Source organism: Paraburkholderia ultramafica, from assembly GCF_902859915.1.
GTDB classification, from domain to species: Bacteria; Pseudomonadota; Gammaproteobacteria; order Burkholderiales; family Burkholderiaceae; genus Paraburkholderia; species Paraburkholderia ultramafica.
Genome location: NZ_CADIKK010000017.1, coordinates 58,748 through 79,199, shown reverse-complemented (window position 1 = coordinate 79,199; position 20,452 = coordinate 58,748). Strand labels below are relative to the sequence as shown.

Below are 20,452 nucleotides of genomic sequence, written 5' to 3'. Positions count from 1 at the left end.
AAATACTGCAAGAATCATAAAAAGAGCCCTCGCATTCCGGCGAGGGCTCTCTTGCAATCAGAGCGGCCTGGCGGTGCGCGCCGCGCGGCTCACAGCGGCTGAATGTTGGCCGCCTGCTTGCCCTTCGGGCCTGCTTTGACGTCGAAGGAAACGCGCTGGTTTTCCTTCAGCGACTTGAAGCCTTCCGCGCGAATCTCCGAAAAGTGGGCAAACAGATCGTCGCCACCCGAATCCGAAGTGATGAAGCCAAAGCCCTTAGCATCGTTGAACCATTTGACGATACCAGTTTCCATTTTTCACTTTCCCTCGATGATTTATCAAAATCGGGCATTGCCCCACGTCGAATAACGCCGCCACTTCGTCAGCCATTCCATATTCGGCAAGCTGCAGATAATCCGAACCGGCAACTGAAATTCAGCCTTGCCGTTATACGGGGAACGAAGAATTGTCGTCAAGCGAATTTTTCATATTCATTTAGCAAGATCAGAGATAAAAGACTCAGACCCATCCCGAAATGCCAGACGCATATTCATTAACTACCGAATAAAAATTCGCGTCAATATTACTCAACTAGCTCCAGAACATGCCAAATGGCGGGAAATTTTTCAGCATGTCGCCGGATAAATGTAACAAAATCTGTTTTTGGTAAGTGTTTGTCCGACTTGCTGCGCCGCATTCACGACAGCATGATCGAAGTCAGTCGTGGTAGTAATGCGTATCAGGAGATTGCCATGCTGTTCAATCAAGTCCGCCGCCTCGTCGTCTGGCTCACCCGCTCGCACACAAAGACTGCTGCAGATCAATCCGCGCCGCTCGCGGACACGTCCTTTGAATTTGATCCCATGTGGCACGGGGATCACTGGCAGAACCTGCTGTCGTCCCCGATGGACGCGCGCCATTACGTGATGGAAGACTGGAGCGTATCGGCGACGACCGACTGGAGCGACGTGGACGACGCAGCGCCCGCACACTGACCGGCATCCGCGAATTCGCGATCCGCAGGCAAAAAAAAGCGCGACTGGAAAGCCGCGCCGACAAAGGTTTGGAGATCTTTTTCGTCAACGAAAAAGTCTGCTTTGGAAAGCAGAAATTTCAGTATAGCGGGTCAATCCATTTCCGTTATTCATACAATTAACAATCATCTATTGCGGCAACAACAACAATCCTCATTGTGATATCGCTGCGTTGCTTTTTTGCATCGTTTGGTGTCGCAAATGAGCAACGAAAATTCAGTCCAAGTGCCCTGCCCATCCCGTCAATAACGCGGAAAGCCTTTATCCATAAGGCTTCGTTGGCATTCATACATCGTTTCCAATCGCGTAATACTTTATTGCGAAAATCGGAACGCCCACTTCGCGAAGTGTCTCTCTACACTCTGCCTAACCGGAAACCGGCGCGATTTTGGTCAACGCGCGTTTCACGAGGACCCGCCTCTCGCAGCGCCCGCGTGAAGGTCTCCTAAGCCTGGGTTCCAATACCTCTCTCGCTCTCGGAGTTACAAAATGAAAAAGACACTCATGGTCGCGGCCCTCACGGGCGTTTTTGCAACCGCCGCGCATGCGCAAAGCAGCGTGACGTTGTACGGCCTGATCGACGCCGGCATCACCTATACGAATAACCAGCGCGTGAGTAGTACCCAGCACGGCGCCAACGTGGCCATGACGAGTGGCTCGGTGAACGGAAGCCGTTTCGGCCTGCGTGGCGCTGAAGATCTGGGCGGTGGTCTGAAGGCCATCTTCACGTTGGAAAACGGCTTTGGCATCAACGACGGCACGCTCAAGCAGAACAGCCGCCTGTTCGGCCGGCAGGCGTTCGTCGGTCTGTCGAGCGACCAGTTCGGCGCTGTCACGCTCGGCCGTCAATATGACAGCATGGTTGACTACGTCGGCCCGCTGGCGCTGACCGGCACGCAATACGGCGGCACGCAGTTCGCGCACCCGTTCGACAACGACAACCTGAACAACTCGTTCCGTATCAACAACTCGGTCAAGTACCAGAGCGCGAACTACGGCGGCTTCAAGTTCGGCGCGTTGTACGGCTTCTCGAACCAGGCGGCCGGCTTCGCGAACAACCGCGCATATAGCGCGGGCGGATCGTACAGTTGGGGCGGCCTGAACGTCGCCGCCGCTTACATGCAACTGAACAGCAACGGCTCGACTAGCGCGGCCGCAGCGTTCAATTCGGGTGGCGCAGTGTCGGGCGACAACACGTTCTTCGCGCAACGTCAGCAAACGTGGGGCGCAGGCGCCAACTACGCGTTCGGCCCGGCAACCGTTGGCCTCGTGTACTCGCAGACGAACCTGCATGGCCTCGCCGGCATCAGCCAGGCCGCATCGGGCATCTCGGGCGGCATCCGCTTCCCGTCCAACAGCGCCCAGTTCCAGAACTTCGAGGCCAACGCTCGTTACGCTCTGACGCCGGCGATCAGCATCGCCGGCGCGTACACGTACACCCGCGCTAACCTGTCCAGCTCGCACGTGCACTGGAACCAGGTCAACCTGCAAACCGCGTACGCATTGTCCAAGCGTACCGACGTGTACCTGCAAGGCGTGTATCAGGCAGCAAACGAAGACTCTATCGTCCCCGCCTTCATCAATGGCGTGGGCAACGCTTCGGGCAACAACAAGCAAGTCGCCGTGACGGCTGGTCTGCGTCACCGCTTCTAAGCATTGCGCAAGGACTGGCAGTAGAGAAGGCGCCGTTCGCGGCGCCTTTTTTATGTCGCGCTACAAGATGCTTTCGAGGAGAAGACGAGATGGACCGGCTGTCAGACGCCGAATGGGAGTGCATTCAACATCTGTTTCCGACGGCAGGCGCCCAAAAGGCCACCGGGCGTCCAGCCGCCGACTCGCGCGCCGTGCTCGATGCCATCCTGTGGATAGAGCGTACAGGTGAGCGCTGGATGTATCTGCCCGCCCACTTTCCGCCACAACAGACCTGCTATGCGAAGTATCTGAACTGGAAGCGCAGCGGCAGGCTCGATCAGGTGCGCATGCTGCTCACACATCCAATCGCAGGCGCTCAAAGTTGTTCCGCGCCGGGCAGGGTGGACCTCGTCGAAACAGCCCGATTCGCCCCACCCTCGCAGACATCATCCGGCGCGGCGAGCCGCGGATCTAGCCGCCTGTGTCGGGCGGCGGATACTTGACGTCAAGTACATCGATCGGCTGCGGGCCGGCCGGCGTGTACAACGTGACCGTATCGCCGATTTTCGCTTTGAGCAGCGCGCGCGCAATCGGCGAAATCCAGCTCACATGCCCGATATCCAGATCGACCTCGTCAATGCCGACGATCGTCACGGTATGCAGCTCGCCATCTTCCGTCGCATATTCGACGCTCGCGCCGAAGAACACCTGATCGACATTCTCCTGTTTGCTGCTATCGACAACTTCAGCGAGGTCGAGACGTTTGGTCAGAAAGCGGATTCGCCGGTCGATCTCGCGCAAGCGGCGCTTGCCATAGATGTAATCGCCGTTCTCCGACCGATCGCCGTTCGACGCCGCCCACGACACGAGCCTGACCACTTCCGGCCGCTCGACATCGATCAAATGCAGCAGTTCATCGCGCATGCGCCGGTAGCCGGCGGGCGTGATGTAGTTCTTGGTACCCGCGGGGACTTCCGGCTGGGCGACGTCGAGGTCGTCGTCATTCTCTTCACTCGACTCTTTGACAAAGGCCTTGTTCATGATGGTCCATTAACTGCAGCAAACGACTGCCTATCAAGGGTACACGATCAGGCCCATGAGACAAATCGCAGTTACACGCTTCCATTTTCCAAAACCTTTGCTATAATCTCGTTTCTGTGTGCGGCTGTAGCTCAGTTGGATAGAGTACTTGGCTACGAACCAAGGGGTCGTGGGTTCGAATCCTGCCAGCCGCACCACCTATGAAGGGCCTTCCAATCGGAAGGCCCTTTGTTTTTGTCTGGCGCTTTGCGTAACGCGCCTCGCGGAGAGGCGACACCCATCGTTATCGCGGCGGCGACTGGATATCTCCTATCCGCCCATCCGGGTTCGGTACGTCCTCGACAATACCTCCCGCCGTTTGCTCGCCGATCAGTCGAGCACGGTCGCCAGTCAGCGCTTGTGGCTCGCGCAGCACGTCGTCCACGCTTTCGCCGAAACGGCTTGCGACGAACGCTCGCAGCAGCGCCACCCGCAACGAGTCGCCCCGCCCTTCCACGGTTCGATGCGCGCCTTCGAACTCCGCGACGCAGAGTGCGGCGCCACCAGCAGTCCGCTCACGGACCTCCAGCCGCTGCGCGCGCTCCAGCACCGCCGAGGCAGCCTCCCATGACGTGGACGGCGTGAAACGCCCGTCCCACGGACGACCGCGGTCGTTGCCGCGAATCGAGACGGTTTCGCCACTGTCGGTGAAATAGATTTCGCGCACGAAGTCGTGCAGGCTGCGGGCCACCCAATAATCGAGCGCCACGCCGTTGAGGTCGGCTACGTTCATCAGCGTTCTCCCTGAGGTTCAGGTGAGACTCGCCTGTCGCCGGCGCGTTCAGATTCGAAGAATGATCTCTGAAGCCCCTGAGCGCGCCGAGGCGAGCCCAGAGTCGCGAACCACGCGCTGATTAGTAATCGGCGCGCTCGCGATCGATTCGCATGCCGCCTTCGTGACGGTGATGCCCCTCTTCGCTCGGCCGTTCGCGCGCAATGCGCATGACGTCCGGGTTCGTGCGCACGCGGCGCATCACGTTGGCCAGATGGACACGATCGCTGACCTGGATCACGAAGCGCAGCACCGTGGATTCCTGCGACAGGTCTTCATCCATTGCGATGTGGACGATGTTCGCATCCGCCGACGTGATGTCGGCAGCCACACGGGCAAACACGCCCTTGGTGTTCTTGACGAGCACCTTCACGGCGACGTCGAACAGACGGCCCGGCTGCGGCGCCCACGCGACGTCGATCCAACGGCCCGGATCGCGCCGGTGGATCCGCTGCGCGACGCGACAGTCGGTGGTATGGATCGCCATGCCGAGGCCGATGCCGATATAGCCCATGATGTCGTCGCCCGGAATCGGACGGCAGCATGCGGACAGCTGCACCGACATACCCTCGGTGCCCGTGATCACCACCGGCGGCGCATGCGGCGCGTTGGATCCGGAGCGCGAGCCGTCATCGTCGGCGTCGCGGCCGCTCATCAGCACTTCGATGCGCTTGGCCATCACCGCCGCGACACGCCGGCCGAGACCGATATCCGCGAAAATTTCCTGACGGTTCTTGTTGCCGGTCCACTGCACGAGCTTTTCCCACGCTTCCGGCGTGACATCCGACAGCGCGAGGCCGTAGCCCTTCAACGCCTGATCGACCAGACGCTCGCCGAGTTGCACGGACTCGTTCAGGCGCATCGTCTTCAGATAATGGCGGATCGCCGAACGCGCCTTGCCGCTGCGCACGAAACCCAGCCACGCCGGATTGGGCTTCGAGTACGGCGCCGTGATGACTTCGACGATATCGCCGCTCTTCAACTCGGTACGCAGGGGCAGCAGTTCATTGTTGATCTTCACGGCGACGCACTGGTTGCCCAGGTCGCTGTGGATCGAGTACGCGAAGTCGAGCGCGGTGGCGCCGCGCGGCAGCGCCATGATCTTCGACTTCGGCGTGAACACGTAGACCGCATCCGGGAACAGATCGATCTTGACGTGTTCGAGGAATTCGCTCGAATCGCCCGCTTCGCTCTGAATGTCGAGCAGCGACTTCAGCCACTGGTGCGCACGTTTCTGCACATCGTTCAGGTCCGCGCTGCCGTTCTTGTACAGCCAGTGCGCGGCCACGCCCGCTTCGGCGATCTCGTGCATCTTGCGCGTGCGCACCTGAAACTCGATCGGCGCACCGAACGGGCCGACCAGCGTGGTGTGCAGCGATTGATAGCCGTTCACCTTCGGGATCGCGATGTAGTCCTTGAACTTGCCCGGCACGGGCTTGTACAACGCATGCAGCGCGCCGATGCAGGTGTAGCACTCCAGCGCGCTCTCGACCACGACGCGAAAGCCGTACACGTCGAGCACCTGCGAGAACGACAACTGCTTGTCGCGCATCTTCTTGTAGATGCTGAAGATGGTTTTCTCGCGGCCGGTGACTTCGGCGTCGATCTTCGCGTCGGCAATCGCGCGCTGCACCGACTCCAGAATCTTGCCCACCACTTCGCGCCGGTTGCCGCGCGCCGCCTTGACGGCTTTTTCGAGCGTGGCGTAGCGATGCGGATTGAAGTTCGCGAAGCTCAGGTCCTGCAGCTCGCGATAGGTGTTGTTCAAACCGAGCCGGTGGGCGATCGGCGCATAGATATCCAGCGTTTCGCGCGCCACGCGGCGGCGCTTTTCGGGCGGCACCGCGCCGAGCGTGCGCATGTTGTGCAGCCGGTCGGCGAGCTTCACCAGAATCACGCGGACGTCGCGCGCCATCGCGAGCAGCATCTTGCGGAAGTTTTCCGCCTGCGCCTCTTCGCGATTACGAAACTCCATCTTGTCCAACTTCGACAAGCCATCGACCAGTTCCGCGACCTTCGCGCCGAAACGCTCCGCGAGTTCGGCCTTGGTCACGCCCTGGTCTTCCATCACGTCATGCAGCAGCGCCGCCATGATCGACTGGGCGTCGAGATTCCAGCCGGCGCACATTTCCGCGACGGCGACAGGATGCGTGATGTAGGGCTCGCCGCTCTGGCGATACTGGCCGAGGTGGGCTTCGTCGCTGAAATGGAAGGCCGCCTTGATGTCCTTGATCTCTTCCGGCTGCAGATAGCCGGACAACACGGACGTCAGTTTGGCGATGGAGACGACGTCATGCCGGCGCGGCTGCTCCGGCGTGGCGGTCGGCCCGAACAGATGGCGGAACGACTGTTCGAGGACCGCATCGATGTACTTCCGTGCAGACGAGGGCGAATCGGCGTCGTGGTCCACTTCCGTGGCGGTGGGCGGGGTAGCACTCATGGTCGCCTCCGTAGCGGGTTAGGGTTGGACGCCGGTCTGCACGCTGATGCAACTACATGGCTATCGAAAACGGAACAGTGCGCCTTAGACAGGCACCTTCTTCAGCATTTCGACGCCAACCTGGCCGGCTGCGATTTCGCGCAGTGCAACGACCGTGGGCTTGTCGCGGCTTTCGATCTTCGGCGTGTGGCCTTGAGCGAGCTGACGCGCGCGATAGGTTGCGGCAAGCGCGAGTTCGAAACGGTTCGGGATCTGTTTGAGGCAGTCTTCGACGGTAATGCGGGCCATGTTGGGTTCCTTCTCAGTATGTTGCTTATTCTACCTTATGTGCTCGGCACAACGCCGCGCTCACGCGTGCGGCAGGTGAATGCCGAGCTGCACGAAAAGCTGCGTGTGACGGGCGTACTGCGACGCGAAGCGCGAACGCGTGGCGGCGACGAGGCACTGCAGTTCGCTGAGCGCCCGATCGAAGTTCTCGTTGATCACGACGTACTCCGCTTCGGCCGCATGCGCCATCTCGCTGCCGGCCGCCAGCAACCGGCGCGTGATCACGTTCGGTTCGTCCTGGCCGCGCTTTTTCAGACGCTCTTCGAGTGCTTCGAGCGACGGCGGCAAAATGAAAATTTCGACCGCGTTGTGAAACTGCTTCTTCACCTGCTGCGCACCCTGCCAGTCGATTTCGAGCAGCACGTCATGGCCGCTCTTCATCTGCTCCTCGATCCACACGCGCGAGGTGCCGTAGTAGTTGCCGTGCACTTCCGCGCTTTCCAGAAACTCGCCTTCGTCGTGACGCTTCATGAAATCGTCGACGCTGGTGAAGTGATAGTGCTCGCCGTCCTGCTCCTTCGGACGCGGTGGGCGCGTCGTGTACGAGATCGACAGACGGATCGCGTCGTCGCCGGCGAGCAGCGCGTTCACGAGCGTCGACTTGCCCGCGCCCGAAGGCGCGACGACCATGAACAGATTGCCCGGATAAGCACCAGCGTAAGGATTGCGCGGTGCGCCGGTTTCGCGTTTGTGATCGGTCATGTTGATGGTGCTCCAGCCTTATTCCAGATTCTGTACTTGCTCGCGCATCTGTTCGATGAGCAGCTTGAGGGTCATCGACGAATCGGCCAGTTCCTTCGCCGCCGCCTTCGAGCCGAGCGTGTTCGCTTCGCGGTTCAGTTCCTGCATCATGAAGTCGAGCCGCTTGCCGACCTTGCCGCCCTTCTCGATCACATGCCGCGTTTCGTTCAGGTGAGCCGTGAGGCGCGACAGCTCTTCGGCGATGTCGATACGGATGCCATACATCGTCACTTCCTGGCGAATCCGTTCGTTGATCTCCTCACGCGAGACGATCGTCGCGGCCGCATCCGGCGCGGCGATGCCGAGCGCTTCCTGCAAACGTTCGACGATCTTCTGCTGATGCCTGGCAATCAGCTCGGGCACCAGCGGCGTGATCTTCGTGACGATCGTTTCCATTTCGGTGACGTTGGCGAGCAGCATCGTGGCGAGTTGCGCGCCTTCGCGGGCCCGCACGTCGATCAGGTCGGTGATCGCCTGCTTGCCGCACGCGAGCACCGCGTCGCGCAGCACTTCCGGGGCCACGCCGCTTTCGGCCAGCACGCCCGGCCAGCGCAGAATCTCGCCGGTGCGCAGGCGGCCGGCTTCGGGGAACGTCGAGAGCACCGTGCGCTCGAGCAGCGCGAGTTGGGTCAGCGCGTCGCGATTGATCGCGCTTGCGTTGGCGGACTGTTCGCTGCGTTGCAGGTTGATACGGATATCCACCTTGCCGCGCGACAGCTTGTTCATCAGCATTTCGCGCAGCGTCGGTTCGCAAACGCGCACGTCTTCCGGCATGCGAAAGTTCAGATCGAGAAAGCGCGAGTTCACCGTGCGCAGTTCGACCGACACGCTCACGCCGCCTGTGCCCGAAGCCGCAACGAGTTCGCGCGTCGCGCTCGCATAGCCAGTCATGCTGTAGATCATCGTATTTCTCGCGATTGTGGCCATGCGTTCGACGCTGGCCTGAGAGGCAAATCGCCCGGCGTGTACGAGACGCGGGGCGGAGAACCGGCATTATCCCATTTTTGGCGGCGACACCCGCCGGCAGCGAGGCTGCACGCGGGCGGCAGCTTTGCGGGTCTGCGCCGGCGGCAGCGGATGACTGCCCTGCTCGATCGGCTGTAAAATCGCGCTTTCCCTGCGCATTTCTTCGTGAACGATCCCAACATGACCAACGACACCCAACGCCCCAGCGGCCGCCAGGCCAATCAGCTGCGCGACGTGCGCATCACGCGCCACTACACGAAGCACGCGGAGGGCTCGGTGCTGGTCGAATTCGGCGATACGAAAGTCATCTGCACCGCGAGCATCGCCGAGAGCGTGCCGTCGTTTCTGCGCGACCGTGGCCAGGGCTGGCTCACCGCCGAATACGGGATGCTGCCGCGCGCCACGCACACCCGCAGCGACCGTGAAGCGGCGCGCGGCAAGCAGACCGGCCGCACCCAGGAAATCCAGCGGCTGATCGGCCGCGCGCTGCGCTCGGTGTTCGATCTCGAGAAGCTCGGCGCGCGCACGCTGCATATCGATTGCGACGTGATCCAGGCCGACGGCGGCACGCGCACGGCCAGCATCACCGGCGCGTTCGTGGCCGCGCATGACGCGGTGGCCAGATTGCTGGCCACGGGCCGCATCGAAAGCTCGCCGATCAACGATTACGTCGCGGCGATCTCGGTCGGCGTGTACGACGGGTTGCCGGTGCTGGACCTCGACTACGACGAGGACTCGCAATGCGACACCGACATGAACGTGGTGATGACGGGCGCGGGCGGCTTCGTCGAAGTTCAGGGCACCGCCGAGGGCGTGCCCTTCTCGCGCGACGAAATGAACGCGCTGCTGGAGCTGGCGAGCGACGGCATCAACACGCTGATCGCGAAACAGAAGGCAGCGCTGGAGCAAAAGAGTGAATGAGGTTCGCCAAGACAACGGCGTGCAGGCATCGGGCTCGTCGTTGAAGAAAGTCGTGCTGGCGTCGAACAACGCGGGCAAGCTGCGCGAATTCGCGGCGCTGCTCGGCGCGGCCGGTATCGAACTGATTGCGCAAGGCGAGCTGAACGTACCGGAAGCGCAAGAGCCGCATCCGACCTTCGTCGAAAACGCGCTGACCAAGGCGCGCCATGCGGCGAAGCTCACCGGCCTGCCCGCTCTCGCCGACGACTCCGGCCTGTGCGTGCGCGCATTGCGCGGTGCGCCCGGCGTGTATTCGGCGCGCTACGCGCAACTCGCCGGCGGCGAGAAAAGCGACGCGGCGAATAACGCCCGCCTCGTTGCCGCGTTGCAAGGCGAAAGCGATCGCCGTGGCTATTACTACTGCGTGCTGGCGCTGGTGCGTCATGCGGACGATCCCGAACCGCTGATCGCCGAAGGCCGCTGGCATGGCGAAATCCTCGACGCTCCGCGCGGCGAACAGGGTTTCGGTTACGACCCGTACTTCTTTTTGCCGTCGCTGAATGCGAGCGCCGCGGAGCTCGCGCCGGCAGTGAAAAACGCCAGCAGCCATCGCGCGATCGCGTTGCGGCAACTGCTGGCGCGCCTGACGGAGGAAGCGTGATTCCGATCAAGCCGGCGCCCGCCGAGATCGGCAGCGGCGTCATCAAGGCGTTCACGTCGCCCGGCAGCATTCGTCTGACGTCGCTGCCGCCGTTGGCGCTGTACGTGCATTTCCCGTGGTGCGTGCGCAAGTGTCCGTATTGCGATTTCAACTCGCACGAGTGGAAAGGCGACACGTTCCCGGAGAGCGACTATCTCGACGCTTTGCGCGCCGATCTCGAGATGGCGCTGCCGCTGATCTGGGGCCGCCAGGTGCATACGGTGTTCATCGGCGGCGGCACGCCCAGTTTGCTGTCGGCAGCGGGACTCGACCGGATGCTGTCGGATATCCGCGCGCTGCTGCCGCTCGACGCCGACGCGGAAATCACGCTCGAAGCCAATCCCGGCACGTTCGAAGCCGACAAGTTCGCCCAGTTTCGCGCGAGCGGTGTGAACCGGCTGTCGGTGGGCATCCAGAGTTTCAATGAAGCGCATCTGCATGCGCTCGGCCGGATTCACGACGCGGCGCAAGCGCGCCACGCGGTCGAAGTCGCCGCGACCACGTTCGACAACTTCAATCTCGACCTGATGTTCGCGCTGCCCGGGCAGACGCTCGCCGAATGTCAGGCCGACGTCGAGACGGCGTTGTCGTTCGCGCCGCCGCATTTGTCGCTGTATCACCTGACGCTCGAACCGAACACGCTGTTTGCGAAATTCCCGCCCGCGCTGCCCGACGACGATGCGTCCGCCGACATGCAGGACTGGATTCACGAGCGCACGACGGCTGCCGGTTACGAGCGCTATGAGGTGTCGGCGTATGCGCAGCCGCATCGGCGGAGCAAGCACAATCTGAACTACTGGCGCTTCGGCGACTATCTCGGCATCGGCGCGGGTGCGCATACGAAGCTGTCGTTTCCGAATCGTGTGCTGCGTCAGGCGCGCTACAAGCATCCGACCACCTTCATCGAGCGGGCGTTGGCCGGCACGGCGGTGCAGGAAGAACACGAGGTCGGGCCGCGCGATCTGCCGTTCGAGTTCATGCTGAACGCGCTGCGACTGGTGGAAGGCTTCCCGGTGCATCGGTTTATCGAGCGCACGGGGCTGCCCATGACGTCGATCGAACCCGCGTTGCAGGAAGCCGAACGGCGCAAGCTGATTACGCGCGACCATGAAAAGATTGCGCCGACACCGCTCGGCCAGGCGTTCCTGAACGATCTGCAAGGGCTGTTTCTGAAAGATCCGCAGTGATTGCTGATCGACCGAACGCCTCAGCGAGGTTTTTTCAGGTTGCAATTTAACGCTTGGAGGTGTGGCCGAGCGGTTTAAGGCACCGGTCTTGAAAACCGGCGAAGGAGCAATCTTTCCGTGAGCTCTTAAATGGACCCTCGAAATTTGCAACCAATCCGGCCCCTCTCTCAGATAGGCCCACCCGACTGTTCGCTTTGCGCGAATTTCTGCCGGCCATGAATGGGCGTCTCGCTGGTACCGGGATTGCCATACAACATCCCCGCCCTAAAGTGGACCCAGAAATCGAGACAAGCATTTTAGCTGTCGTCGTAGATGACAGGAAACGCTTAAGGACCGCGACAGCCTGGCACATGTGACGCCGTCATACTGTCGCGGTGAGGCACGCCGATTCGACGAATGCCCCACCGTTTTCGACTTTTCTGTTTAGTGGCCGCTGTCGGCGTTGCATCGTGGCAAATGACCACAGGTAGACAATCCGGAGGGGGTTAAGCTACCACTTGCGCTGGTGATTCCGGATACACCGCCATACCCGGATGTGGTGCTTTCCATTTTGCCGGGCATCGTATTCAGAGGACTTGAGACAGGGTCCCCGTGGTAGGTCATGCCGGCAGTCGCCGCGCCATGCGCGTTACCTCCGCCGCTCCCACCATTGCCATTTCCACCCTGAGCAAACGCGGCGCCCGTCGCGCAGATTGCAGCAACGGCCCCGCATGCCACAGCTACCTTCAGTGAGTGCTTCATGATATGTCTCCTGCAAATTCGACACGCCTGGTTCGCGTCGAGACTGGATGTGCCGCAAACGACGACGGACCGTCTGCGCAGCGGCGGCGCGTAAACGGCCGATTCCACCCAGGTACCTCAGCGCTTGTGGCGTGAGGGCCGGGGGTAAGGGTTAGTCGTGTACAGCTGTTTCAAATGACACGGGTCGTCGGTGCCCGATGCAGGCTGTGACCAGGAGATGGCCTCGATTCGCACTGCCCGGCTGCACTGCGGCTCCTGCATAGACGAGCGACACGGCGGATTCTTGAAGGCTGGCGTGAGGTTATCGGCCACGCTACAAATCGGTGCCGCCGGCAGCCGCTCTTCGACTGTGCGCTTCCCCGCGCTGTCACCAGCTCGCCTCAAAACTGACGCTTTCGCCGCCTACGCTCTCGAGGTTGCCCGGCAACGGTCAACACGGATCGCGCGCCTTCACATGGAGAGAGAGATGTCGACGAAATGCATCGCATTTTCAAACAATGACGTGGTTCTGGTGGCCTGGACGTTCGCGCACAAGCTTGAGGATTGCGTTGGCTGCGACGTCCGGCGGATTCCGGCCGAATCGGCAAACATTCATAGCGACGAGCCACAGGGCGAGTCGCTACCCGCCATGGCGGGGTTTCCCGGCGACCCGAACGCCGGCAAGAGCGGGCGGACCACGGCGCAGGCGCCTATCCAGAAGCTTTTCTGGAAGGACCTGTCCGTGACGGACCTGGCCTCGCCGGGCCCATATATCTACCAGGTCCTTCCGCTCAAGGGCACCTTCGATGCCAAAGGCGTGCCCACACTTATCCCTTACCCGGATGTGCACCCGCTGTTCTCGAATCCCGTGACGCTGACGGCAGACCATGGTCCCGCCGATGACGCATCATCACTGCAGGCTTACTTCAACCGGGGCATTCTGGCAACCCAGGCGCTCACGCACGAGGTGCCCATCAGCAAGAAGACAGGCGCGCCCGATGCGGGAGCGTTGCTAAAGCGGATAGCCGACCCACAGGACCCGTTGCGCAAGTCCCTGTCGAGCGACCTCACGACCGCCTTGCCGGCCCTGCTCGTCGAAGCCAGCAAGGAGGGCGGCAACTGCTATGCGGCCCTCTACGAGTTGCATGACAAGGAGCTGGAATCGGACCTCGTCGGCAACAGGCGCCTGCACCTGATTCTGTCGAACACGTTCGACAGCAAGAGCGGCGACCCGGACAAGGAGAACAAGCCGGCGCGGGATGCGCTCCACCATTCCGGAGTGGATGTCCTCGACCGTATCCTTCCCGACGGCAGCCACATCGGACACAACAAGTTCGTGCTCTACCTCAACAGCAAAAGCGAGCCCGCTGCGGTCCTGACCGGCTCCACCAACTGGACGTCCACCGGCCTGTGCGCCCAGACCAACAACAGCCTGATTGTCCGCTCACCCAGCGTCGCGCAGGCCTACTCGGACTACTGGGACAGGCTCAAGCAGGACACCGACGCTGCCAACGGCGATGCTCACGCCCTGCAGGGGAAAACGTTCCGTGCCGCCAACCAGACGCCTGTCGAAGTCAACGTGCCGGGCGCATCCAAAGCCACCGTCTGGTTCTCTCCGAACACCGCGCAAAAAAACAAGCCAAAGAATCCGGAAGCACCAGTCGACATGGCTGCCGTCGAGGAGCTTATCAAGGCTGCGAAGCAGGCCGTTCTGTTCCTGTGCTTTGACCCGGGCAGTCCCAGCGTGGTGGACGCGGCTGCCGCCGCCCTGGAAGCGAACCCGAATCTGTTCATTCGTGGCGCGCTGACCAACGCCGACCGGGCCGGGAATTTCGTTATCGACCTGCACGATAACGGTCGGGAGCCGGATGACCCCGCACAGGTTATCCCTGCAAAAGCCATCGATGACACGTTCGGCATGTGGGAAAAGGAACTGCTCAACGCAGGCCACGCGGTCATTCACGACAAGATTGTCGTCATCGACCCGTTTGACAGCGACACCTGCACGGTGGTGCTGGGCAGTCACAATCTCGGGTACAAGGCGTCCTACACCAATGACGAGAACCTGCTCGTCATCCGAGGCAACGAGAGCCTTGCCCGTGCATACACGGTCCATGTGCTTGACGTGTACGACCACTATCGCTGGCGCTACCTCCTCGCCGAGTATGGGACCAAGGACAGCTGGCAGGGACTTCAGCCCAATGACAAGTGGCAGAACCGGTACTTCCCTTCTGCAGGGGAGAAGACCGATGCCGAACTGGAGTTCTGGCTTTCCGCAAAATCATAATCAAGAAAACCGGGCGGATTTGGATGCGATGTCGAGGAAGGGGGCTGGCAGTCCGGCTCCCTGAAGCGTGCGCCTTAGCGGTTCTCCAGGAGGCGAACGTAGAATGGTCCGCAAGTTATGCGCATGCAAGATGCCTGGCATGCCCTCGCCAGAGGTCCGACACTTGTCTGTCGCGGTGCTGCAGCCAGCGTTTCACACCGCTAGCGCGCCATTGCTCCATGGCTGAGTCAGCGTGCGTCTCGCGGAATAGTTAACGGCTTCGCGAATGCGCACGGCAGCCGCATTTCGGCATGCGGGTCAAGCTGGCATCGACGACATCAGCGTTACCACTGCAATTCAACCAGCGCCAAGCGCGCGCAACACGGCACGCCCGTCGGCAGTAAGTGCGAACATGGAGGTGACTTCGCCCTGTTCCAACTCAACACCCTGGACCAGTCCGACTTCGCGAAGAGCCATCACATCTGGCGTCGCTGCCATTAGCTCGACCGGCGCCTGAAGCAATAGCAGAAGTGTGGCAATTTCATGTGCGCTCAGCATCCGGCGTAACGCCCCGACGGGAAAGGATTCGCCCCTGGCCAACCTAACCGAGCGTTGCCAGCAACTTGATGAAGTTGCGCTTGGCGCGATAGCTCTGTCGGATTGACTCGAGTTCACCGGCGAACTCTGCATGCTCCTTCAATTCGGCGCGCAGCTTCCCGATGGTCCGCACAATGCCGAATGCTTCTTCGTAGCGAGCGTTTCGCGTTCCACTCTCCGCCGCGATTGGCAGCAGCCGGTGATATAGGGCAATGGCGTCGTGCGGATGCGTCTTCGCGCGAGCCGCCGCCATCGTAGCCCACATGTTCGTCGCCACTGGGCCGCCTTGGAACGTCTCCCACGCGGCATCATTGTCACGCTCGGCGAGGAACAGTTTGACTAGCTCGGTTCGCGTCGGCGTCTGCCAGGAGTTGCGCTTCGACGTTGTCGGTACCTCCTCCGCGCGTACGAGCGCCCACAGATGATTGAGTGCACGTTCGTGGGTGGCCGCTCGCTGCCCTGTGGCCTTCGCGACGTCCATCAATGCGGCAAATGCTTCAGCAACCGGACGCATTTCAAAACGTTGCCACGCAAAGGCATCGGCCTTAACAAACTCACGGCGGCGCAGGTATTCGGTGATGCAGAAATCCAGCAACCGCTGGTCCGGATTCTTTTCGGACGCCGTGAGGCCTCGCTCCGCCCACGACAGACCTTCGTCATAACGTTCGTGCTTCGCGCAAAGTTCTGCGACCAGCAAGAAGCGGTACGGACTCGACAGGTCTTTCGAGCGAATCCCAACCAGCGCGTCGATGTCACCATCGAGTTCCGCCAGCGCCTCCATCGCGTGGTCCAGACGCATCCGCAGCGAGTCAAATGGCCTGCGAAAATCGTTGCCCGGTGCAAGTGGCGGCAGCCTGTTCCACGCACTCTCGACCAGTTCGCGGTACCTGGACAGTCCCGCGTCGCGCAGTGGTTCGGCGTACGCCGGTAACACATCATAGAACGTATCCCAAACACCCTGAGTCTGAAAATCGAACAGCCGCTCGGCTAGCTGCACCTGGTCCGGCCGCGTCTGGCGGCAGGCTGCCAGGTGCACGGCAGCCAGTTCCTGAATTGCTGGCATGACGTCGCCACTGGAGTCGTCAATCTGCTCGAGGCTCTTTTCGGCGCCAGCAATGGCGAGCTCCGTGAGTTCGACCACCTGAGCGGCGTGAGGACCGGCAAGCTGCTGACGCAACATCTGCGCGAGCGACATCAAGCCGTCGCCGTAGCCACCGGCCTCGCGCCAGTCGAGCGGTCGAGAAATCCGCGTGGCCTGCCGCACGGCCGCTTTCATGCCCGGCAAATCGTTGGCATTCGCCGCGCGCGCCGCAAACAGCAGCTTGTCGCGCAACCCCATGTCGCGTTCGACTGCTTCCAGCAACAGCTCCCGCAACGAATCCTCGCTCAGCGTCCCCACGTACTCACGGATTTGCTCTTCGTAGGTCTTGCGTTTCCTGCGAGGTTTCGCGGGTTCGCGCTCCTCAGCATGAAAGACTTCTTCGCCGGTGTTCTCCAGCCAGGAGAGCGCGACGGCCACCGCATGTTTGCAAAAGATGCCGTCTTCGCCGACGGGACAGTTGCATTCGTAGCTAAGCTCGCCGTCATCGCCTAAGCCAAGCTCGACGCTATACCGGTGTGTGCCTTGGACACTGGCATGGAGGACGCCATCGCGCTCGTCCAGCCGCGATACCGCACCCTCGTGAAAATACGCTTTGCCGCGCGCGAAGGTCTTGAGGTCAGCCAGTGATTGAACTTCGGCGAGGGTAATGACGTCGGTGAGCAATGAGGAGCGAGGCATCTGTCAGCAGGAGCGGTGAGCGATGAACTGGAATACGCGGAAGAGGTGACCTTAACACAGGCGCTGGATGACTCGGCACGCGCGTAGCCATTGCGAAGGCGAGTCGGCCGTCGATTGACGCTTCTACTGCAGCGTCGCATGCCTGTCGTCGCAATCGGGGCATTAGTGATGCTTGGCACGTTGACCTCTATGTTGAAGAAAATACGACCGCGGCCTTCTGTAAAAGTCCCTCGCCCGCTGGTTCGCGTAATTTTTGGGTTTACCAGCGCAATCAATCCACTTTGATTGTCAGTAACATCCGCCACCACCACTCTTGGAGCAACGCCTACTTGCGGTGCCGCCAGCCCAATGCCGCCGGCAGGGCAGAGTACATCGTCTGCGCCATGTCGTGGGCCAAGTGTTGAATCCTGTCATCGACCCTCAAGACCGGTGCGGCCTTTGTCTCCAGGCGCTCATCTGGGTACTTCAATATCGTAAGAACCGCCATTGCCTATCGTGGTAGTAGAGGATATTCGGCGGGGAGTCCGCCTCAATCTGAGCCGAGAGCACATGCCTCACTCTCCCGTCCTTTGACCCTATGCTCAAAGCGCTTCTGCAGAGAGCGCCATCATCCTTTACACCATGGTGCTGGCTTCGTTAAGCTCCATCTCATCGCCGTTGCCTCAGGCCTCGACGCATTCCTTTTGAGGTTCGCTGGTGACAGGCTCATGTACGGAGGGCTCGTGACTCTTGTCGCGAGAACTAAAGCTTGCCAGTGTTATGAGGCCAAGCAGCGCGAGCGCACTGCCGAGCCAGAAGTCGGCAGGAATACCCACGCGGTCGACAATCGTGCCGCCGACGGACGACCCAACAGCGATGGCCACCTGGATAATGCCGACGAACAAAGCCGAGCCCGCCTCGGGCAGGTCAGGTGTCGCGTCTTGCATCCAGACGCTCAGACAGAGCGGAATAGCGCCGAACGCGATACCCCATGCCAACACCATGGCAATCGCGGCAAGCGGGACGCTCTTCAGGAATGGCAAAATCAGCAAAGCGCACAGCAGGAGAACCGTCATGGTCGCAAGCGAACTCTTGAGTCTGCTCGCAACAATTGCTGACACCGCGAAGTTGGAGACGAAGCCGACGATGCCAAAACCCAGCAGAACCAAGGTGATGGTTGACGCGCTGAAAGCCGCATCCTGCAAAAACGGGGCAATGTACGTGTAAGACGAAAAGTGGGCACCGAATACGAGCACAACCATCAGCAGGCTCTTTCTCGGGAAAGGACGCCGCACGACCTCGACAAGGTCGGCGAAGCGCAGCGCTGCCTTTGACGGAAGCGAAGGCAGCAACACAATCTGCAAAATCAGCGCGACAGCTACGAGCACTGCGGTCGCGATGAACGATGCACGCCACGACGCCAGCCCCGCGATGAATGTTCCTAGCGGCACGCCGATGACCGTCGCGCAGGTTACACCCGCGAGGATGGCAGCTGTAGCCCGCGGAGCCTCATACGCTTTGACCAGTCGCCCTGCAGCTGCGAGGGCCAGCGTCCAGAAAGCGCCGAGTCCAGCGCCAAGGAGTGCGCGACCAACCAGCATGAGCGAAAACGTGGGAGCAAATGCTGAAAGCAGGTTCGACGCGAGGAGCATTACTGACAGCATTATCAGAATTAGACGACGGTCGACCCGCCCTGCTCCCAACATCATGCCGGGTGCAGAAATGGCTGCCATGATGCCGGGTATTGTCACCATGAGTCCTGCCGTACCCGGCAAAACGCCGAACGTGTGTGCAACCTGTGGTAACAGACCGACCGGCAGAAACTCCGTGGTCACAAATGCGAAGGCACCGATGGTTACCGCACCTACTGCCAACCATGCTTTCAACGGCGACGGGTCCCCGCTATCTGTTGTTGAGATGTCGTCCGAGGGTCTGTTCTGAATTTGCATATTTCAACTTCAAGTCGATGAATGAGTGACTTGCGCTAGCGCGCGATTTAAATTCTCCGTTGCGAACTTTTGTCGCATGGCTTTCCCGCTCGAACCAAACTGCCACGTGGTGGATACACGTGGAACGTTGCGCTATGGGAAGGCTCAGCACTTAAAGTTGCTTTCAGCGCGGTTCAGCGGGCCGCCACCATATCACCGACTGTAGAAATATGCAGACAGAGTGCAATTACCGCGCGGCTTAGAAGGCTCGAACAATGGCAAAATGGGCAAAGTCGCTTGTGCAAACTTCGCCGACGCAGTTGTTCCGGCAAAACACGCCCCTGCGATAGCGTCGGCAAAACGTCAAGGTCAAAGAAATCGGCGCCATCCGTCTCGCCGCCCACCAATTCGCCCGAGCCAAAAATCTCGCCGACGAACACCAGTTTCCAGATGCGAAACAACGACGGTGGATGCGAGTGCCGTTGCATGTCCCACACTGCGAGCAGCCGAGTGATGTGCACAATATAGCCGCTTTCTTCGCGGACCTCGCGCGCGGCGTTTTCGGCAGGCGTCGCTCCCACGTCCGCCCATCCGCCGGGCAACGACCACAGTCCCTCTGCTGCTTCCCGTACAAGAAGTATGCGGCCCATTTCGTCAAACACTGCGCATCGAACGTCGACCTTGGGATTCGCGTACCCCTCTTCCTTGGAGAAGAGTTCCGCGACTTCCTCGGTGCTCATGTCGGCAATTTCGCCGAGTTGGGCGCGAGCGATGTTCGCTATCTCGCGGTAGCGTTCGGTATCGAACGGCCCAGTCGAATAGTGGAGCCCTGTCTGCGCAAGAGCAAGCAAGCGCCGGGCTTGCTCGAGTCGTCGAGTCATCAATTGGACACCCCTTCCGTTGGAGGTTTCGGTTGTCGTATCCGACGGGCCTATGGCAGCGGCAACAGTACGTGTCGGGCGGGGGAACTCTCACGCAGCCAATCGGTGTTCGTAGAAAGGCCGGTCCCTCATCGGCGACCAGGGGAGCATGTCAGCGGCCGCCACCATGTCCACCTCCACCGCCGTGTCCACCCTCATGTCCACCTCCATGTCCGGCCTCATGTCCGCCGTGCCATCCACCGTGCCAATGGTCGCCGTGCCAATGGTCGCCGTGCCAGCGATAGCCGCCCCAGCCACCGCAGCCGCCCCAGATACTGCAGGTATCGTACCCCGACCCGTAGAAGGGATAGCCGTACGCTGAATCGTATGGCTGGGCCTCTCCATATCCTGGTGCGACCGCGCAACCACCCAGGCACGCTGCCGCGCCGAGCAACGCAATTAACTTAAACACGATTTTCTCTTGAATGATGCGGGAGGCAAGACACGTAGCGGGAGCGGGGAGCAACGCGAGTGGTTGCGACAGCAGAGACCATCGAAAGCGCT

General features: G+C 60.9%; 20 protein-coding genes, 1 tRNA gene and 1 pseudogene. 8 read left to right on the top strand and 14 right to left on the bottom strand.

Going from position 1 to position 20,452, the window contains the following annotated elements:
* Window positions 1-89 precede the first annotated feature (89 nt).
* A complete protein-coding gene (locus tag HV744_RS19080; protein WP_175151016.1) occupies window positions 90-293 on the bottom strand; it encodes a cold-shock protein in 204 nt (67 codons plus the stop codon).
* A 438-nt stretch (window positions 294-731) separates the two neighbouring features.
* On the opposite strand from HV744_RS19080, the gene HV744_RS19075 reads away from it, so the two are divergent.
* Window positions 732-974, top strand: coding sequence for a hypothetical protein (locus HV744_RS19075; protein WP_175151103.1), 243 nt, complete (start codon window positions 732-734; stop codon window positions 972-974).
* A gap of 157 nt (window positions 975-1,131) precedes the next feature.
* Here HV744_RS19075 and HV744_RS19070 read toward each other — a convergent pair whose 3' ends face one another.
* Window positions 1,132-1,302 (bottom strand): hypothetical protein, encoded by a 171-nt coding sequence (locus HV744_RS19070; protein ID WP_175151015.1) that lies wholly within the window; start codon window positions 1,300-1,302, stop codon window positions 1,132-1,134.
* Between the two features lie 200 nt (window positions 1,303-1,502).
* Between HV744_RS19070 and HV744_RS19065 the strand changes: the two genes are divergently transcribed.
* Together HV744_RS19065 and HV744_RS19060 are read left to right on the top strand one after the other, a co-directional pair.
* A complete protein-coding gene (locus HV744_RS19065; RefSeq protein WP_175151014.1) occupies window positions 1,503-2,666 on the top strand; it encodes a porin in 1,164 nt (387 codons plus the stop codon).
* A gap of 89 nt (window positions 2,667-2,755) precedes the next feature.
* Complete coding sequence (locus tag HV744_RS19060; RefSeq protein WP_175151013.1) at window positions 2,756-3,148, top strand: transposase; 393 nt, start codon at window positions 2,756-2,758, stop codon at window positions 3,146-3,148.
* Here the strand turns inward: HV744_RS19060 and greB are convergent.
* Window positions 3,117-3,686 (bottom strand): transcription elongation factor GreB, encoded by a 570-nt coding sequence (greB, locus tag HV744_RS19055; RefSeq protein ID WP_175151012.1) that lies wholly within the window; start codon window positions 3,684-3,686, stop codon window positions 3,117-3,119. The genes HV744_RS19060 and greB overlap by 32 nt on opposite strands.
* 120 nt (window positions 3,687-3,806) lie before the next feature.
* On the opposite strand from greB, the gene HV744_RS19050 reads away from it, so the two are divergent.
* A tRNA-Arg gene (locus HV744_RS19050) sits at window positions 3,807-3,883 on the top strand.
* An 86-nt stretch (window positions 3,884-3,969) separates the two neighbouring features.
* Here the strand turns inward: HV744_RS19050 and HV744_RS19045 are convergent.
* The 5 genes from HV744_RS19045 to HV744_RS19025 form a co-directional block, all read right to left on the bottom strand.
* Entirely contained in the window at window positions 3,970-4,458 is a 489-nt protein-coding gene (locus tag HV744_RS19045; RefSeq protein WP_175151011.1) for a phage protein NinX family protein, read from the bottom strand.
* Between the two features lie 121 nt (window positions 4,459-4,579).
* Window positions 4,580-6,937, bottom strand: a complete 2,358-nt coding sequence (locus tag HV744_RS19040; protein WP_175151010.1) for a RelA/SpoT family protein — start codon at window positions 6,935-6,937, stop codon at window positions 4,580-4,582.
* Window positions 6,938-7,021: 84 nt separating this feature from the next.
* Window positions 7,022-7,225, bottom strand: a complete 204-nt coding sequence (gene rpoZ / locus HV744_RS19035; RefSeq protein WP_006025620.1) for a DNA-directed RNA polymerase subunit omega — start codon at window positions 7,223-7,225, stop codon at window positions 7,022-7,024.
* 60 nt (window positions 7,226-7,285) lie between these two features.
* Window positions 7,286-7,966, bottom strand: coding sequence for a guanylate kinase (gene gmk, locus HV744_RS19030; protein ID WP_175151009.1), 681 nt, complete (start codon window positions 7,964-7,966; stop codon window positions 7,286-7,288).
* Window positions 7,967-7,984: 18 nt separating this feature from the next.
* Window positions 7,985-8,908: a YicC/YloC family endoribonuclease gene (locus HV744_RS19025; RefSeq protein WP_175151008.1), complete on the bottom strand. Its 924-nt coding sequence runs from the start codon at window positions 8,906-8,908 to the stop codon at window positions 7,985-7,987.
* A gap of 243 nt (window positions 8,909-9,151) precedes the next feature.
* Here HV744_RS19025 and rph point away from each other — a divergent pair, with 243 nt between their 5' ends.
* From rph to HV744_RS19005, 4 genes are all read left to right on the top strand, one after another.
* Entirely contained in the window at window positions 9,152-9,892 is a 741-nt protein-coding gene (rph, locus tag HV744_RS19020; protein ID WP_175151007.1) for a ribonuclease PH, read from the top strand.
* The gene (rdgB, locus tag HV744_RS19015) at window positions 9,885-10,532 is read left to right on the top strand and encodes an RdgB/HAM1 family non-canonical purine NTP pyrophosphatase (RefSeq protein WP_175151006.1); all 648 of its coding nucleotides are present in this window, start codon (window positions 9,885-9,887) and stop codon (window positions 10,530-10,532) included. Before rph ends, rdgB begins: the two co-directional genes overlap by 8 nt.
* Window positions 10,529-11,758 carry a radical SAM family heme chaperone HemW gene (gene hemW / locus HV744_RS19010; protein ID WP_175151005.1) on the top strand — a complete coding sequence of 410 codons (1,230 nt, stop codon included), beginning with the start codon at window positions 10,529-10,531 and terminating at the stop codon, window positions 11,756-11,758. The genes rdgB and hemW overlap by 4 nt, the downstream gene beginning before the upstream one ends.
* 1,207 nt (window positions 11,759-12,965) lie before the next feature.
* The gene (locus HV744_RS19005; protein WP_175151004.1) at window positions 12,966-14,765 is read left to right on the top strand and encodes a phospholipase D-like domain-containing protein; all 1,800 of its coding nucleotides are present in this window, start codon (window positions 12,966-12,968) and stop codon (window positions 14,763-14,765) included.
* Between the two features lie 336 nt (window positions 14,766-15,101).
* Here the strand turns inward: HV744_RS19005 and HV744_RS19000 are convergent, their stop codons facing one another.
* From HV744_RS19000 to HV744_RS18980, 6 genes and pseudogenes are all read right to left on the bottom strand, one after another.
* On the bottom strand, window positions 15,102-15,302 hold the full coding sequence (locus HV744_RS19000) for a hypothetical protein (RefSeq protein WP_175151003.1): 201 nt from the start codon (window positions 15,300-15,302) through the stop codon (window positions 15,102-15,104).
* Window positions 15,303-15,345: 43 nt separating this feature from the next.
* Window positions 15,346-17,121, bottom strand: a complete 1,776-nt coding sequence (locus HV744_RS18995) for an SWIM zinc finger family protein (RefSeq protein ID WP_175151002.1) — start codon at window positions 17,119-17,121, stop codon at window positions 15,346-15,348.
* 245 nt (window positions 17,122-17,366) lie between these two features.
* Window positions 17,367-17,471 (bottom strand): annotated as a pseudogene (locus HV744_RS38505) (peptide deformylase); the annotation flags it as partial.
* A complete protein-coding gene (locus tag HV744_RS18990; RefSeq protein ID WP_281363657.1) occupies window positions 17,447-17,608 on the bottom strand; it encodes a peptide deformylase in 162 nt (53 codons plus the stop codon). The pseudogene HV744_RS38505 and the gene HV744_RS18990, both read right to left, overlap by 25 nt.
* 175 nt (window positions 17,609-17,783) lie before the next feature.
* Window positions 17,784-19,049, bottom strand: coding sequence for an MFS transporter (locus HV744_RS18985; protein ID WP_175151001.1), 1,266 nt, complete (start codon window positions 19,047-19,049; stop codon window positions 17,784-17,786).
* Between the two features lie 173 nt (window positions 19,050-19,222).
* Window positions 19,223-19,909 (bottom strand): NUDIX hydrolase, encoded by a 687-nt coding sequence (locus HV744_RS18980; RefSeq protein WP_175151000.1) that lies wholly within the window; start codon window positions 19,907-19,909, stop codon window positions 19,223-19,225.
* Window positions 19,910-20,452: the final 543 nt, after the last annotated feature.

Bases quoted from the DNA above. Each gene is read 5' to 3' on its own strand.
- HV744_RS19080 (WP_175151016.1), bottom strand. From the start codon at position 293: ATGGAAACTGGTATCGTCAAATGGTTCAACGATGCTAAGGGCTTTGGC.
- HV744_RS19075 (WP_175151103.1), top strand. From the start codon at position 732: ATGCTGTTCAATCAAGTCCGCCGCCTCGTCGTCTGGCTCACCCGCTCG.
- HV744_RS19070 (WP_175151015.1), bottom strand. From the start codon at position 1,302: ATGAATGCCAACGAAGCCTTATGGATAAAGGCTTTCCGCGTTATTGAC.
- HV744_RS19065 (WP_175151014.1), top strand. From the start codon at position 1,503: ATGAAAAAGACACTCATGGTCGCGGCCCTCACGGGCGTTTTTGCAACC.
- HV744_RS19060 (WP_175151013.1), top strand. From the start codon at position 2,756: ATGGACCGGCTGTCAGACGCCGAATGGGAGTGCATTCAACATCTGTTT.
- greB (WP_175151012.1), bottom strand. From the start codon at position 3,686: ATGAACAAGGCCTTTGTCAAAGAGTCGAGTGAAGAGAATGACGACGAC.
- HV744_RS19045 (WP_175151011.1), bottom strand. From the start codon at position 4,458: ATGAACGTAGCCGACCTCAACGGCGTGGCGCTCGATTATTGGGTGGCC.
- HV744_RS19040 (WP_175151010.1), bottom strand. From the start codon at position 6,937: ATGAGTGCTACCCCGCCCACCGCCACGGAAGTGGACCACGACGCCGAT.
- rpoZ (WP_006025620.1), bottom strand. From the start codon at position 7,225: ATGGCCCGCATTACCGTCGAAGACTGCCTCAAACAGATCCCGAACCGT.
- gmk (WP_175151009.1), bottom strand. From the start codon at position 7,966: ATGACCGATCACAAACGCGAAACCGGCGCACCGCGCAATCCTTACGCT.
- HV744_RS19025 (WP_175151008.1), bottom strand. From the start codon at position 8,908: ATGATCTACAGCATGACTGGCTATGCGAGCGCGACGCGCGAACTCGTT.
- rph (WP_175151007.1), top strand. From the start codon at position 9,152: ATGACCAACGACACCCAACGCCCCAGCGGCCGCCAGGCCAATCAGCTG.
- HV744_RS19005 (WP_175151004.1), top strand. From the start codon at position 12,966: ATGTCGACGAAATGCATCGCATTTTCAAACAATGACGTGGTTCTGGTG.
- HV744_RS19000 (WP_175151003.1), bottom strand. From the start codon at position 15,302: ATGCTGAGCGCACATGAAATTGCCACACTTCTGCTATTGCTTCAGGCG.
- HV744_RS18995 (WP_175151002.1), bottom strand. From the start codon at position 17,121: ATGCCTCGCTCCTCATTGCTCACCGACGTCATTACCCTCGCCGAAGTT.
- HV744_RS18990 (WP_281363657.1), bottom strand. From the start codon at position 17,608: ATGGCGGTTCTTACGATATTGAAGTACCCAGATGAGCGCCTGGAGACA.
- HV744_RS18985 (WP_175151001.1), bottom strand. From the start codon at position 19,049: ATGCAAATTCAGAACAGACCCTCGGACGACATCTCAACAACAGATAGC.
- HV744_RS18980 (WP_175151000.1), bottom strand. From the start codon at position 19,909: ATGACTCGACGACTCGAGCAAGCCCGGCGCTTGCTTGCTCTTGCGCAG.